This is a genomic window from Microbulbifer discodermiae (assembly GCF_040742695.1).
Lineage (GTDB): Bacteria > Pseudomonadota > Gammaproteobacteria > Pseudomonadales > Cellvibrionaceae > Microbulbifer.
The window spans coordinates 1-15,587 of record NZ_JBFLAB010000039.1 but is presented as its reverse complement, the minus strand read 5'-3'; the positions used below and the strand labels follow the sequence as shown (position 1 = coordinate 15,587).

The following is a 15,587-nucleotide window of genomic DNA, read 5'->3' as shown; positions in this document are numbered from 1 at the left end:
GGTTACCGGGCTAATATTGCCGTTGGAAACTGCTCAGCTCCCGCACAGGGGTCTTTCCCGGTCGATATAGCGGTACAATGCTCCGGCAACCACACAGGCCAGCAATCGGTGCTCAAAGGTGTCCGTATACTCAAAATCCATTCGCTCGAGGCAACGATGGATAGGCTGGTTTTTTTCTGAATGGTCCCGTCTCACTCTGCGCCCATCCAATATCAGCGGCAACATTTTCCACCAGTGGTTGCCCACCGCCTTGAGCTGCTTTAGGGCAACCGCCAGCATTGCCTCTTCCTCGCTGAAATCCGTACCCAGAGGAAAATACGGCAAAAGACCAAGGTATTGGGGTTCATCGAATGCGGCGGTGATTCTATCCGGCCTGTTGGCACTAAATTCCAGTGGGATCACAAAATCCCGCTCGACTTTGCCGGCCGCCTTGGCGCGCTGCAGCAATTCGGGCTGAAAGCGGGAGTCCGCGATGCACAGCATCGCAACCATCACATCCCGGTCGGTTTTGCCGCGCAGGTCTGCGACACCATACTCGGTCACTACAATATCCCGCAAATGGCGTGGGATCGTGGTGTGGGGATACTGCCAGACAATATTGCTGGTGACTTTACCACCGCTCTCCCGGGTACTGGCGAGAGCGAGAATAGAACGACCGTCCCGAAGCTCCTGGGCCTGGGCGACAAAATTGTACTGCCCCCCCACGCCACTGACCACCTGGCTGTCGGCCAGGCCGTCCGAGACAGCGGCGCCGTTCAGGGTAACCATCATCGCCGAGTTCACAAACCGTGCCTGGCGACGCTGGGCCACTTTCAGCGTGCGATCTCGCTGCAGGTCGTTAATAAAGTCGATCGCCGTCATGCAGATGCCGGCCCTTTTCGCCGGCGCCATATCCCTGAGTTCCGCGTACATACTTGCCGGCCCGAGATAGAAGCCGCCGTGGAGCCACACTCCCCCACGCAATTTTTCATTGGCGCATCGACCCAGCAAACGCCGCCGACCGTGTTCGCTGTGAAGATCGCACTCCTCCTCCTCCCCCTCCGCGGTCAGCAACTTGTGGCCGCGCCAACTGTAACTGGGGTCGACTATTCCCAGCCGCTGCAGGAATTCCGTGTCCTCGACGGTCAGGGGCGCCTGAATACGCCCGCAGTCACGCAGTGCCAGCAGTGTATCCTCCGTTACCTTTGTGGTGATTTTCTCTTCATCCAAAAGCTGTTGCAGAGCCGCATCGGGAAACACTTCCCGTTTCAGAATACGATTGCGGCGCAGGGTCAGGAACCCCTGCGGCACCATTTCGCTGACCCCATAGAGCCCGCGGATAAACGACTCCAGTTGCGGCGGGAGGCGCTCGCGCAGCATCAGGCTGTCATCGGCATTCACCGCTGTAAACAGGCGCCGATAGGAGTCATTATCGGTCTGGCGTATGCCGAGCACATGGCAGATGGCATCTCCCAGAGTGCCAATACCAATTTCCAGACTGCCGCCGTCTGCGATCAAAGTCGAAATCTGCAGTGCAATGGCGTAGTCAGTCAAACTCACCGGCAGCGACGGCACCGGGAAAGGCGGCGTATCAAACTGCTCCCCCTCCAGAATCAGGTCGAACTCCGTCGCCGGCAGTTCACAGTCGCCTGTCAAATAGGGCAGTTGCGGATTGGACTCGCCCACGACCAGCAACTGGTAGTCGGGTATCTGGCGGGTTTCCCGCAACAGGGGCAGAGTCAGGTCCGGGTTGCAGCTGAGGCTGAAGGTATCGCCCCCGGCCCCCGGCGACACCATCTGCGCGATCACATTGACACCCCGGTCCAGCAGATCGCGGACCACCAATGTGTAGTTGGCGCACACATGGCTCTGCTGTGCCTCCGCGTTGTGGAGAAATGCACCAGTGAGCAAAAAGAATTCGCACACCTGGATATTGGGTGGCAGCTTTCCCCTGTGCCGCGGTTGGGTATAGGCAAGTTCCTGGTACTGGTTGTAAAGGCGATCCAATAGCGGCTGTGTGAAACGCCGCCCTATCTCGCCGGTTCCCGACGGGCGCTCCAGCGTCAGCGCGGTGAAAATGGTCAGGGAAATCGAGGGATCCTCGGCCGCGCGCGCATAGAGTGCATTGGCGAAGTGATTGGCTTTACCCAGGCCCAGGGGCAGCCCCAGGACCACGCGCTTGCCGAGTTTTTCCAGCACGGCGTCCACGGCTGCGGTTGCGCTGTTGAGGCGAAGCGGTTGCCTGTCCAATAAAAAACCCCTATTTGCCCCCTGCCCTGATTGCCTGCCGGCTAACCCAGCTGTTCGTGTTTGGCCCTGTCCCCACAGGGGCTCAGGTGATCGAAGTGATCCACCTGCAGGGCCAGGTATACCGCGTCCGCAGCTTCTCTCAGAGATGCGGCCTCTTCCTCGTTGATCAGCGCCGCATCCAGAGCCTGCTGGATGGCGTCGCGGTTCAGTGGCCGTATCCCGCCCTTTTTCATCTTGTCGCGGGCCGACTGGGTGGCACAGACGCTATTGAATGCCTGTTCAACGATATCCACACCATCACCGGGATTGCCGAGAAACACGCCTTTAGTCAGGCGGTCGCGGGTCTCCGAGGGCTCCATCAGCAATTCCGCACAGGCGCGCGCCTGCCGGTCCGAAGCAGTGTGCACACTGTGGCCCCAGGGCATGGTGAGAAAATGCATCAACTGACCGAGGAATCTATGTGGAAAGTTCTGGAACACCTCCAGCAGACTCACTTCGATTTTGTGCAGCCCCGCGCGCATGGCAAACTCCAGCAGCGGCCTGTCTGCATCGGGACTGCCGTCGTCCTTGAAGCGCTTGAGGGTGGAACTGAGCAGGTACAGCTGGCTGAGTACATCCCCCAACCTGGCCGAAATCAGCTCCTTCCGCTTCAGCTCTCCACCCAGGGACATCAGGGATATTTCCGTCACCAACGTGAGAATGGCCGAATAGCGGTTGAGCTGGCGATAGTACTTGGCCGCGGAACCCACGCCCCGGGGACTGCTGGCAAAAAGCCCGACGGTCCAGCCGTGAAAAACACCGCGCCCCAGGGTTTTAAGTTGGAACCACATATGCTTTGGCAAGAGCTTATCCAGTTGCCTCAGACCCTCCTCGCGGTCCGGGTTCTCCGCCGCGAACATCTCCTCCAGCAGATACGGATGACAGCGGATGGCGCCCTGGCCAAAGATCATCAAGCTACGGGTGAGAATATTGGCACCCTCTACCGTAATCGCCACCGGTATTGCGCGATAGGGGTTACCGAGGTAATTCAAGGGCCCGTCCATAATCGCCTTGCCGGCGTGGATATCCATCGCATCGTTGATGGCTTCGCGCAAACCGCAGGTGGCGTGGGCTTTCATTATGGCGGAAACCACCGCTGGCTTGAGACCGTCGTCCAGCGCCCGGGTAGTGGTCTTGTGGGCGGAATCCAGCACATAGGCAATGCCCGCGATTTCCGCCAGGCGCCTTTGCACCCCCTCGAACTTGCCGATGGGAATACCGAACTGCTCGCGGACTCTCGCGTAGGCGCCAGTCAGCCTGGCCGCCATTTTCGCGCCACCAGTGGAAAGCGATGGCAGGGAGATACCGCGTCCCGCGGCCAGTGCGCTCATCAGCATCTGCCAGCCGCGACCCACATTCTCGCGTCCGCCAATGATCCACTCCATGGGGATAAAAACATCTTTGCCCCAGTTGGGACCATTCTGGAACGCCTGCATGGCGGGCAGGTGGCGCTGGCCTATGGTGACCCCCTGGGTGTCGGTTGGCACCAGGGCCACTGTGATGCCCAGTTCCTCCTCTTCACCCAGAATGTGGTCCGGGTCGTAGAGTTTGAATGCCAACCCCAGGATAGTGGCCACCGGCGCCAGAGTGATATAGCGCTTGTGCCAGTTCACCCGCATGCCCAGGGTCTTCTCTCCCTTATATTCCCCGTAGCAGACGATGCCCGTATCGGTCATGGATGCGGCATCGGAACCGGCTTCGACACCGGTGAGCCCGAAACAGGGCAGTTCGCGGCCATCCGCCAGTCTCGGCAGGTAATAGTCTTTTTGCTCCTTGGTGCCGTGCGCCGCCAGCAGCTCGCCGGGGCCGAGGGAGTTTGGCACCATCACCGTGACCCCTACGGTGGTGCTGCGGGTTGATATCTTGGTAACGATTTCCGCGTGGGCCGTGGGAGAAAACCCCAGGCCACCGTATTCCTTTGGAATAATGATGCCGAAAAACCGCTCCTTTTTAAGAAAAGTCCAAACCTCCTGCGGGATATCGCGATCCTCAAAACTGATCTGCCAGTCGTCGATCATGCGACAGAGTTCTTCTGTGGGGCCATCGAGAAAGGCCTGCTCCTCTTCGCTCAGGGACGGCGGCCCCATGCCCAGGAGTTGATCCCACGCCGGATGGCCCGACAGAAGCTGCGCATCCCACCAGACTTCCCCCGCTTCCATCGCCTCCCGCTCCGTTTCCGAAATGGGCGGCAAAACCTTCTTGATAAAATTGAGAAGCGGACTGGTGATCCATTTCTTGCGCAGATCGCTCATCGGTAGTTTCCAGGTGATTGGCTGCCGAAGCGGCAGATTAACAAGCTTCCGACCCCAGTGGTCCCGGCGCTCACATACCGGGCCGGGAGTTTCCCTCCCCGCCGTCCATACCCTCTAGCATAGGTGACACGCGGTGAGAATTATGGAGCTATTCACAAGGATTGAAGCGCCAGTAGTACCCATGTCAGGCAGGCCGTATTCGAAATTCCCGGTCCGACAAAAGGATCATAACCGGATTTTCAGTGGGAACAAGCGTCACCCGGAAACATCGAAAAGTGAAAATTCCGCCACCTGCCCCGGCGTTAATAAAGCCATCCAGTGCCGGGACAAGGCGTATTTATGTCGTCGGGCTCGCGAATCCCAGCAGGCTGCTGAGAATTTCTTTCCAGCAGCCTGCGACCCCGAACTCAGATGTTCGGACCGCAAGCCAAGCGTGTAACTGCTTGGTTTGCAGTGGAGGGTTTGCGCACCTGTGTCGCAAACCCGAGCCGGTCACCAAACGACACGCACCCGCGTACCCACCGGCGCATAGCGATAGAATTTCTGCGCCATATGTGGCGGCATCCGCACACAGCCGTGGGAGGCCGGGTAGTTGGGCACATTGCCGGAGGCATGCATGCCGATACCACCGTTAAAGCGGATGTAATAATGCATCTTGGCGCCGCGGTAATAGGTTCCGGGCGGCCGGCGATGCTTACGAGTATTCACGTCTGACCTCACCACACGCCCCGTGTTTCTGTCCACATAGCTGCCGTAAACGGTCGAGCGGTGGCGGGGGTGTTTGGACAGTACGCGAAAGTGGCCGGGTCTGGTGCTATAGCCTTTTTTGCCCGAGGATACTTTGGATACCCCAACCAACCGACCGCCTTTGTAAAAATAGGCCCGTTGCTGGCTGAGGGATATCTTGATTGATGGAGCCCCCCCGGAGTTCGCCGCCGCGGCCTCATCGAACCAGTTTGCGGGCTTGGCCGCGGCTGGCACCGGGGTAAGGAGTGCGGCGATGAACAACAGGCACAATACATAGAATACGGGACTCCACGTTTGCCGGATTGCATACATAAGTCACCTCACCTACTTGGTCAGACGGTCCTTCCCCTACCCGACCCGGCCGCTGACTCCCAGGGATCCCGCATGACGGAGATGTCCCCGGCTGAATCCCCACAACCCGATAGCCCAATGGCGTTTCGGGTCGTAGTAAAATATCGCGGCTGTTTACATTATTCTCGGAAACTGTCGTAACCCGCCCCTGTGTTTTGTTCACAGGCTTCGCTGTAAAGTCCCGGCGCACCTGATATGTTGTCCGGCGACCTGGTGCGGGCCGGTACGGACCAACGCTGGCTTTTCCTTTTGGCCTGACAGTTATTTCGATTCTATTGCCTGTGGCCCGAGCAGTTAGACCGAATAATTCTCTGGGAGCCTGCTGATAGGAATCTGAAGAATGTTCTTAGACTGAAAACCAGTCGCAGCCAAATGGGGGAATGGAACAAAATTGACGTTTTAGCGCCCCGGGCGGGACCATCTTGCGGTGGGAGAGATAGTGTTGCAAACAGGGTTCAAAAAAGTTAAAGCGGCCTAAAAAGACCGCTTCTACAGTAGCCTCAGCCCTGTTCACCGGCTAAAAAGAGCCAGGTATCCACGGCCGTATCCGGGTTCAGGGATACGCTGTCGATACCCTCGTCCATCAGCCAGCGAGCAAAATCCTTGTGGTCCGAGGGCCCCTGGCCACAGATGCCGACATATTTTCCAGCCTTTTTGCACGCCTGTATGGACTTCGACAACAGCATTTTGACCGCCGGATTGCGCTCGTCGAACAGTTCCGCCACCAGGCCGGAGTCCCGGTCCAGGCCCAGTGTCAACTGGGTGAGGTCGTTGGAACCGATGGAGAAACCGTCAAAATACTGTAAAAATTCATCCGCCAGCAGCGCATTTGAGGGCAACTCGCACATCATAATCACTTTGAGGCCGGCTTCCCCCCGCTTGAGGCCGTTTTCGGCAAGCAATTCGATTACGTCTGCGGCCTCCGCCGGCGTGCGCACAAAGGGCACCATAATCTCCACATTGTCCAGCCCCATTTCATCGCGGACCTTTTTCAGTGCCCGGCACTCCAGGGCAAAGCACTGGCGAAAATCCTCGGAGCGATAGCGGGCCGCGCCGCGAAAGCCCAGCATGGGATTCTCCTCACTGGGCTCGTACAGTTGCCCCCCCACAAGGTGGGCGTATTCATTGGACTTAAAATCCGACAGGCGGACTATCACGCGCTTGGGTGCGAATGCCGCCGCCAGGGTGGCGATACCCTCCGCCAGCTTTTCCACAATAAAATTTTCCGGTGAAGCGTAACCACCGATGCGCGCGCGGATTGACTGTTGCAGGTCCTCGGGAAGCCGGTCGAGTTCCAACAGGGCTTTGGGGTGAATTCCGATCATGCGATTGAGAATAAATTCCAGCCGCGCCAGCCCCACACCGGTGTTCGGCAGCTGGCTAAAAGCGAAGGCGCGATCCGGATTGCCCACATTGAGCATAATCTTGAAAGGCAGGTCCGGCATGGCTCCCACCTCGGTTTCCTTGCGCTCGAAATCCAGCTCTCCGGACAGCACCAGCCCCGTGTCACCCTCTGCACAGGAGACGGTGACGGGAGTGCCATCCCTGAGCACCTGGGTCGCATCGCCGCAACCTACAACAGCGGGAATACCCAGCTCCCGCGCAATGATGGCTGCGTGGCAGGTGCGGCCGCCGCGGTTGGTAACAATAGCGCTGGCTTTTTTCAGCACCGGTTCCCAGTCCGGGTCCGTCATATCCGTAACCAGCACTTCGCCATCCTGCATCGCGGCCATGTCCCCGGGCGATTCCAGCACCCGCACCTTGCCGGCACCAATACGCTGGCCTATCGCCCGCCCCTCGCACAGAGTTTCGCCGCGCTCCCGCAGATGAAACCGCTCGATACTGGTACCCTGCCGCTGCGAGCAAACCGTCTCCGGGCGCGCCTGAACAATATAGAGTTTGCCGCTGTCCCCGTCCTTGGCCCACTCGATATCCATCGGCCGGCCATAGTGCTCCTCGATCCGACAGGCCTGCATCGCCAGGCTGGTCAGGTCCTCGTCGGAGAGGGAGAAGCGCTGGCGGTCCTCTTCCGCCACCGGCACTGTCTGCACCGACCGACCCCCAATGCCGCTCTCGCCATATACCATTTTGATGGCCTTGCTGCCCCGGTTGCGGCGCAGGATTGCCGGGCGGCCGGCTTTCAGGGCCGGCTTATACAGATAGAACTCGTCCGGGTTCACAGCCCCCTGAACCACCGTTTCGCCGAGACCGAATGCGGAGGTGATAAACACCACATCGCGAAATCCGCTCTCCGTGTCCAGCGTGAACATCACCCCGGCGGCGCCGGTCTCGCTGCGCACCATATGCTGGATACCGGCCGACAGTGCCACGCCCGCATGGGCGTAACCGGAGTGGACCCGGTAGGCAATGGCGCGGTCGTTATAGAGAGATGCGAAGACCTCTTTCACCGCCTGCAGCACCGCGTCGATGCCGCGGATATTGAGAAAAGTTTCCTGCTGGCCGGCGAAGGATGCATCCGGGAGGTCCTCAGCCGTCGCCGAAGAGCGCACCGCTACAGCGGTCTCGCCGCCGCCCAGCGACTCGTAGCCGCTCCGGATCTCCTGCTCCAGCCCCGCCGGAAAAGGAGTGGCCAGGATCCATCCACGGATTTCCTCCCCTGCCTCCGCCAATGCGGTAACATCGGCAACGTCCAGAGACAGGAGGCGGTCGGCGATGCGCTGCTCCAGGTTATCACCGGCCAGAAAGGTGCGGAATGCGTCCGCGGTGGTGGCGAAGCCCCCCGGGACCTCGACGCCGGCCCCGGCCAGCCCCGAGATCATCTCTCCCAAAGAGGCGTTCTTGCCCCCGACCCTGTCGACGTCGCCCATGCCCAGATGTGCGAATTCAAGCGTGAAGTTCGTCAAGTGCAAGCCCTCAGCAGCAGGAATTGAGGCGGTCGATTATAAGGAAGGGGTTTGTAAAACATACCCCCCGAAAAACTGACAAAATGTTGTAAAAAATCTACAAGCTGCCGCGGCGGCGGCTATTGGAAGCCAGTAACCCACATGACAGAAAGAAAGCGCTCGGTATTTTTCATCTCCGATGGCACCGGCCTCACGGTAGAGGCCATAGGGCACAGCCTCCTGGCCCAGTTCCACGGGGAAAAGGTGGAGCAGGTCACCCTGCCCTACATCGACTCCACCGACAAGGTGCAGCGGGCGCTGGAGCGCATAGAGCGGTGCGCCGCGGAATCTGGGCTGCGGCCGGTCATGATCACCAGCATCGTGTCCGACCATATCCGGCAGCAACTACACTGCAGTTCCGCACTGATGCTGGACGTGTTTGAGAGTTACCTGACCCCGCTGGCCAAACTGTTTGGGCGGGATCCGGCGCAAATGGTCAATGTGTCCCACGGCATCGCCGACGACCGCCGCTACTCGGAGCGAATCGAAGCGGTCCATTTCGCCATGGACAACGATGATGGCCGGCGGGTACGCGAGTTTGAACAGGCGGATGTCATACTCCTGGGGGTGTCCCGCTGCGGGAAAACACCCACCTGCCTGTATATGGCCCTGCAGTTCGGCCTGCGGGCGGCCAACTATCCCATCACCGAGGAGGATATGGACTCCACCGCCCTGCCCAGGGTGCTGCGGCCATTCCACGACAAACTGTTCGGTCTCACCATAGATCCCCGCCGCCTGATGCAGATTCGCCAGGAGCGGCGCGCCAACAGCCGCTACGCTTCCCTAGAACAGTGTGAATTTGAGGTTCGGCAGGTGGAACAGATGCTGCGCAGGGCGCAGATACCCTTCCTCAACGCCACTCAGTTATCGGTAGAGGAACTAGCCACCAGATTGATGTCCCAGGCTGGCATTGAGCGCCGTTTCGGTTAAAGTAGCCGCCTTTTTGTTGAGCCAGGGCCAGACCGCCGACTGACAGCGGCAATGGGCCCCACAGATGCCAAGATGAACTCACTGAAGATTGTCTCCCTGCCCTACTCCGTCAATACCGCCATGGCATTCCAGGCCATTGCGGATATGCCGGTACCGGTGTGGCTGGACAGCGGCCAGCCGCAGGCACCCGGGGGGCGCTTCGACATCCTCGCCGCCGACCCGCTTCAGACCCTGTCGCTGGCCTGGGATACCCTGGACCCTTTTACCCAGCTGGACGACCTGCTGTGTGAACTGAGCCCCGTCGAAGGCGACGCCCAACTGCCATTTTGCGGAGGCGCCATCGGCTATGCCGGCTACGAGTTGGGTATGCGCGATAACTTCCTCCCTGCAGACTCACGCCCAACAGAGCTGGGCGGAGGCTTTTTTGGCCTCTATGGCTGGGCCCTGGTAGTGGATCACAAATTGCGGGCCTCTCACCTGGTATTTCACCCAGTCTGTACCCAACTGCAGATTCGGGAAGTCATCGCCCGTTTTTCCACCGTTTCCTGGCAGCAGGCGCCGAAACTCCGCCCTTTCCGGCTGCTGTCCGCCTTCAGCGCTGAGCTGGACCAGTCGGCGTACGAGGAGAAAGTCCATCAGATCCTCGACTACATCCTCGCTGGCGACATCTATCAGGCCAACTTTACCCAGCGCTTCACGGCCCCCTATGAAGGGGATCTGTTTCGTGCCTATCTCGCCCTGCGGGAGCGGGTTGCGGGCCCCTTTTCCGCCTATATGGAACTGCCCCAGGGCTACCTGCTAAGCCTTTCCCCGGAGCGCTTCATCGGCGCCGCCGGCGCAGGGGTGCAGACCCAGCCCATCAAAGGCACGGCGCCGCGCCACCCGGACCCGGCACGGGACAGGGAAGTAGCCACTGCACTGTCCAGAAGCCGCAAGGACCGCGCGGAAAACCTGATGATCGTGGACCTGCTGCGCAACGATATCGGCAAGCTGTGCCGGCCCGGTACCGTGCGGGTACCACAGCTGTTTGAACTGGCCAGCTTCGCCAATGTGCACCACCTGGTCAGCACGGTCACCGGCGAACTCCCCACCCACTGCAATTTCCCCGACCTGATGGCCGCCTGTTTCCCCGGCGGTTCGGTCACCGGAGCACCCAAGCGGCGGGCCATGGAAATAATCCGCCAGCTGGAACTCAGCCCCCGCGGGGCCTACTGCGGTACTCTCGGTTATATCAGCAGTTGCGGTCGCGCCGACACCAATATCGCGATTCGCACCTTTAGCGCCGATGACAAACAGCTGACCTGCGCCGCCGGCGGCGGCATAGTGGCGGATTCAGACCCGACGGCGGAATACCGCGAATGCCTGCACAAGGTGCGCATGCTTTTGGACACACTGGAACAGCTTCCATCCTCACCGGGCGCCCAGGAACCCTAATCCACCCAGTGGATACATCTAAAAGTTATAAAAGTATCCTTTTTTGATATTTCCTGGTTATTGATATTTTTGTTAGATTTCCGTCTCCCGTGTGGACTCCCTCTTCTTGGTGGGAATGATCAATCGGTGACACTCGGAGATTCAGTGTGAAGATTACCCTGGTCAAAAAAATACTGGCTGATGGCTCACCCTGTGCCAAGTGCAGGGACGTGCAACGCAAACTGGAAGACAACGACCAGATGCGTTTTATCGATCAAACCCTGATTGCCGATTCGCGCGATGCGCAAAGCCCCGGGATGCGGGTGGCGAAAGAGTATGGGGTCGACCGGGCACCCTTTTTCCTGGTGGAACGGGAAGGCCGGGAGCCGGAAGTGTATACCGTCTACTTCAAGTTGGTAAAAGAAGTTTTACCGGCTAGTGTCGCTGCCTGATTCGTCCTCGAGTGCCATTTCCCCAGGCCTTCTCCGACCCCAGACGGAACTGGCATATGACACCCTGTCCCGCCCGGATCCAACTCTACTCATCAACCCGTTTTGGGCCAGGTTGCCCCACCCTTCAGCTCCGCTCACCCTGAAGCGGCATTGTCCCCGATATAAGCTGTAACCTCCGCTTAAATGGTGTTAGCCCCATTTCCATGCTTCTGATTGCGCCACAACCAGCGATCCACCGACCAGCGCCCGGCACCCGCTATAAAAAGGAATACAAGGCTCAGCAGCATCACCATATCAGTTCGCGCTTCATGCTGGGCACTCCAAAACCCGTAACGACTCAATTCTCTTACATGAAAGACCCACCAATCGTGCCCCAGCAGGATTGGCAGCTTAGTGGATACCAGTGCAACACACATAGTGATAATCAGCGGGACAGTCGCCAGGCGTGTGGCGATTCCAAAAATAATCATCAAGCCGCACAGAATTTCAACAACTCCCACGAAGTAGCCGAAAAATTCCGGCTCGGGAATGCCGATCCGTGCAAAACGCCCCGCTCCAAGAATGTCGGCAAACATCACTTTTTGCAGCCCCTCGGGAAAGAAAACAGCCAGGCCCACCGCCAGTCGGATGAAAATGGTAGCGTTGTCGCAAGACTTTGCCTTGTGCCCGCCGAACAATAGAGTATTCACCTTAATCCCTCCCAGGATGAAGCTTACGGTTGCCAAATTGACTATTTACTACTGCAGGGGACGGGTGACACAAATCGCCCTGACACCCAGACCCCACTGTCTTTTCCAATGGCCAAATCACCAGTTAGCAACAGACCTGTCTGCTGAAATCGACCGGGTAATTTTCCGCACCCGTCCAGCCACGGTTTAGCACAGATTGCTCATCTACCGACTAGGTCCCCATTGGCCTTAAGGCTGTCACTACATAAGCAGTGGCATCGGGTATGCATAGCAGCTCGCATACTCCGGGCTGTCTCTTTAAGATAATATCGAATTTCGATACATTAGCAAAGCCCCATAGTCGCTGCAACATCACAGCGCTTCCACCCTTCGCTGTGCTAATAGCTCAGCTGCCGACAATCCTGCAAAATGGGCGCGTCCAAGTGCGACTCCATGCCTTATACTGACAGCGATGCGTGCGCAGCGCCCGGCAAGTACAATGCCCCCGGCCCCGCTATTGGAGCAGCAGCACACTTCCGACTGTTATGATAGTAGGGCTGGGATGGCTTGGGTTTTTAGGGGTAGCGGCCTGAACCTCACAGCTTGAACCTACATAAATCCCGAAACCTTGTTCAGCTGGCTATAGATTGCCAACTGAGAGCAAAAAATGGCAAAAGAAAAAGGTGACAGACAAAGATCTATACGGCGGCCTGATTCGCCTACATATTCTGTATCATGCCGATAAAGAAGCTGTATTTGGCCTTGGGATCATAGAGGAATTACAGCGACACGGATACAATATTAGTGCTGGCACCCTTTACCCCATGCTGCACGGATTGGAAAAAAAAGGCTATTTGATTTCCAGCACCAAAAGTGGTGCACGCGCGCCCAGACGTGTTTACACCATCACCGGAAAAGGGCGCACCGCACTCCAAGACGCCAAGATCAAAGTCAAAGAGTTATTTGGAGAGCTTATTCAAGACAGTTGATCTCTACCATAAGCGGTGCCGGCAGCCCATTAGCTGATACTGCCGTAGCGATTGTTGAGTTATTCAGACGTTCCTTAGGTTACCTGGACCGTTTGGTCTTGCATAAATCTTGTGCCATTTTGAATGGTAAAGAGCAAGAATATCGGCGGACCCATCATTATTAAATTTCTCTACACGCAAAATTTTCGTGAGTAAATAAGTCAATTTCTTCGCCCACTCCCAAGGTGCATGGCCCAATATGCTCAAATCCCAACCATAATAGTTGATCCTGAGGACATCGGTAAAACCATCGCCGTCAAAATCGACGATCAGCGTATTGGAAAGGACCACATATCAGTATTGAGTAGCTGCCATCTAGTGGTGCCGGGTCAAGATACATACTTGGCGCCACCGCTTTTTCTTAAAATATCCGTAGTGCCATCTGCATCAGCACCCAAGAAACGGAATTCACTTACCAACACGACAAATTTGCCGACTCTCTACCACCCGCTCGTGCCGGACTATGAAATATTCCAATAACTACCCGTGGCCAGAAACACATCGGTAAATCTATTGCCAATAAAATCACCAAACCTAGATTTTTAGTGACGGTCGAGGATCTACTCAGCTTTATCAGCCTGCAAATAAAGACTGAAGAAACCCATTAAACTAGATTTGCGCAGTCCGTATCACCAACAATCGCTCTTCCGTCATATCCGCAATAGCCCAGCGTATCCCCTCCCGGCCAAGGCCGGAGTCCTTGACTCCACCATAGGGCATATTATCTACGCGCCAGCTGGGAACCTCTCCGATCAGGACACCACCCACCTCCAGCCTGTCCCAGGCCTTTTGCGCCCTGTACAAATCCCTGGTGAAAATTCCAGCCTGCAAGCCGAATGCGCTGTCATTTACCCTCTCCAGCGCCTCATCAAAGCTGTCAAATGACTCCAATACGGCCACCGGACCAAAAGCCTCCTGTTGCACCAGAGCACAATCGTGACTCACATTTTCCAGCAGGGTCGGGTCCAGCATAGCGCCATCGCGCTTGCCACCACACAAAAGCCTGGCTCCCGTCGCAATCGCCTCATCCACCCAGCGTTGCAGTCGCTCCGCCTCGCCCTCTGAGATCATCGGGCCGATAAAGGTATCCTCCTTTTTTGGATCCCCTTTCCTGAGTTTCTGAACACTCTCCACTAGGCGCGTTTTCAATTCACTGTAAATACTTTTATGGCCATAGATTCGCTGTACACTGATACAACTCTGTCCCGACTGATAAAAGGCACCGAAAATCAGGCGCTGAACAGCATCGTCCAGATCGGTATTTTCATCGACCACACAGGCGGCATTGCCTCCCAATTCCAATACCACTTTCTTATGCCCTGCCCTGGCCTTTAAATCCCAGCCCACCGCCGGAGAACCGGTAAAACTGAGCAGCTTAAAGCGGTTGTCTACCGTGAAAAGTTCGGCGCCCTCCCTATGGCAGGGCAGCACGGAAAAAGCGCCTTTAGGCAGGTCCGTTTCGGCCAGAGTCTCGGCAATAATCAGCGCGCCAATCGGTGTCCGGCTCGCAGGTTTCAAGACGAATGGGCAGCCGCATGCAATGGCCGGTGCCACCTTGTGCGCAGCCAGATTCAACGGAAAGTTAAACGGTGATATAAAGGAGCAGGCTCCAACCGGAACCCGCTTGACAAAACCCCGATACCCTACAGATAACTTTGAGATTTCCAGGTTGAGAATCTCACCATTTATACGTACAGCCTCCTCGGATGCCACACGAAAGGTATCGATCAGGCGGTTCACCTCCCCCCGGGAATCGTGAATAGGTTTGCCCGCCTCGATACACAGGGATTCCGCCAATTCCTCAAATCTCTCCTGAAAACGCTGTACACAGTGCTTTAAAACATCCTGGCGCCGGTAAGGTGGCAGCTGTGCCATAGGCTTTTCAGCCTTCACCGCCCAAGTGATCGCGTTATCGATGGCATCTGTATCCGCCATCGCCACCCGGGTCGCCAAATTTCCGGAGTATTTGTCAATAACTTCCAATTCCCCGTTGGCGTATACAGCCTCATTAGCTAGATAGTAGGGGTAAGCTTTCTGCAGCATAGGGTTTCCTTTCAACCTATGGTTTCTTGTCGTGGGATTTGCCTCCGCCGGAATCCCCTCTCACGGTATTTCGAGTGTATAGGTGATGAACGGACTTTAAGCAACCGGGGAGCCTGCTACCTCCCGGCAAGCCAGGCGCCCCCACATCCGTATTAGATCGAGGGCACAACGTCCAGTGAGACCGGCTGACAAACGAATCGGTATCCATGAAAGATTCGATCGCACCCAAAGAGTGAAACCAGGCAGTGACGGTCCTCAGCAGACCCAAGAGATTGACGCAATACAGTTGAGCAAAGTGTGCAGGCCCTACTCTGCTCGAATAGCCTATAGAATATCCATGGACAATCCCTATAATTCTACCGGAAGAGGAGTTTTACGACTGTAGGCTGGACTAGTGGGCTATGCGGAAAATAAGGTTACGTGATTTGATTTCATGTATACTTGCCCCATGGATACTCCGGACGTTTTTACAATTACCGCTCATGATGCAGCAATCCTGGAAAGCTGGATTCGCAGCACCTCGCTTCAGCAG

The 15,587-nt window shown here is 57.1% G+C and carries 10 protein-coding genes; 4 read left to right on the top strand and 6 right to left on the bottom strand.

Annotated features, from left to right (window positions below):
• Positions 1–33 precede the first annotated feature (33 nt).
• The 4 genes from AB1S50_RS13600 to ppsA all read right to left on the bottom strand — a co-directional run bounded on the left by AB1S50_RS13600 (position 34) and on the right by ppsA (position 8,482).
• A complete protein-coding gene (locus AB1S50_RS13600; protein WP_367151355.1) occupies positions 34–2,229 on the bottom strand; it encodes an acetyl-CoA hydrolase/transferase C-terminal domain-containing protein in 2,196 nt (731 codons plus the stop codon).
• Between the two features lie 41 nt (positions 2,230–2,270).
• Positions 2,271–4,520, bottom strand: coding sequence for an acyl-CoA dehydrogenase (locus tag AB1S50_RS13595; protein ID WP_367151353.1), 2,250 nt, complete (start codon positions 4,518–4,520; stop codon positions 2,271–2,273).
• Between the two features lie 492 nt (positions 4,521–5,012).
• Positions 5,013–5,579 carry a L,D-transpeptidase family protein gene (locus AB1S50_RS13590; RefSeq protein ID WP_367151352.1) on the bottom strand — a complete coding sequence of 189 codons (567 nt, stop codon included), beginning with the start codon at positions 5,577–5,579 and terminating at the stop codon, positions 5,013–5,015.
• A gap of 539 nt (positions 5,580–6,118) precedes the next feature.
• Positions 6,119–8,482 (bottom strand): phosphoenolpyruvate synthase, encoded by a 2,364-nt coding sequence (ppsA, locus tag AB1S50_RS13585; protein ID WP_367151350.1) that lies wholly within the window; start codon positions 8,480–8,482, stop codon positions 6,119–6,121.
• Positions 8,483–8,623: 141 nt separating this feature from the next.
• Here ppsA and ppsR point away from each other — a divergent pair, with 141 nt between their 5' ends.
• From ppsR to AB1S50_RS13570, 3 genes are all read left to right on the top strand, one after another.
• On the top strand, positions 8,624–9,451 hold the full coding sequence (gene ppsR, locus AB1S50_RS13580; protein WP_367151348.1) for a posphoenolpyruvate synthetase regulatory kinase/phosphorylase PpsR: 828 nt from the start codon (positions 8,624–8,626) through the stop codon (positions 9,449–9,451).
• 72 nt (positions 9,452–9,523) lie between these two features.
• Positions 9,524–10,885: an aminodeoxychorismate synthase component I gene (pabB, locus tag AB1S50_RS13575; protein WP_367151347.1), complete on the top strand. Its 1,362-nt coding sequence runs from the start codon at positions 9,524–9,526 to the stop codon at positions 10,883–10,885.
• A gap of 146 nt (positions 10,886–11,031) precedes the next feature.
• Positions 11,032–11,316: a hypothetical protein gene (locus tag AB1S50_RS13570; protein ID WP_367151345.1), complete on the top strand. Its 285-nt coding sequence runs from the start codon at positions 11,032–11,034 to the stop codon at positions 11,314–11,316.
• Between the two features lie 179 nt (positions 11,317–11,495).
• Here the strand turns inward: AB1S50_RS13570 and AB1S50_RS13565 are convergent, their stop codons facing one another.
• Positions 11,496–12,005 (bottom strand): DoxX family protein, encoded by a 510-nt coding sequence (locus AB1S50_RS13565; RefSeq protein WP_367151343.1) that lies wholly within the window; start codon positions 12,003–12,005, stop codon positions 11,496–11,498.
• A 626-nt stretch (positions 12,006–12,631) separates the two neighbouring features.
• Here AB1S50_RS13565 and AB1S50_RS13560 point away from each other — a divergent pair.
• Positions 12,632–12,973 (top strand): PadR family transcriptional regulator, encoded by a 342-nt coding sequence (locus AB1S50_RS13560; protein ID WP_455363753.1) that lies wholly within the window; start codon positions 12,632–12,634, stop codon positions 12,971–12,973.
• Positions 12,974–13,621: 648 nt separating this feature from the next.
• Here AB1S50_RS13560 and AB1S50_RS13555 read toward each other — a convergent pair.
• Positions 13,622–15,055 carry an aldehyde dehydrogenase family protein gene (locus AB1S50_RS13555; RefSeq protein ID WP_367151342.1) on the bottom strand — a complete coding sequence of 478 codons (1,434 nt, stop codon included), beginning with the start codon at positions 15,053–15,055 and terminating at the stop codon, positions 13,622–13,624.
• Positions 15,056–15,587: the final 532 nt, after the last annotated feature.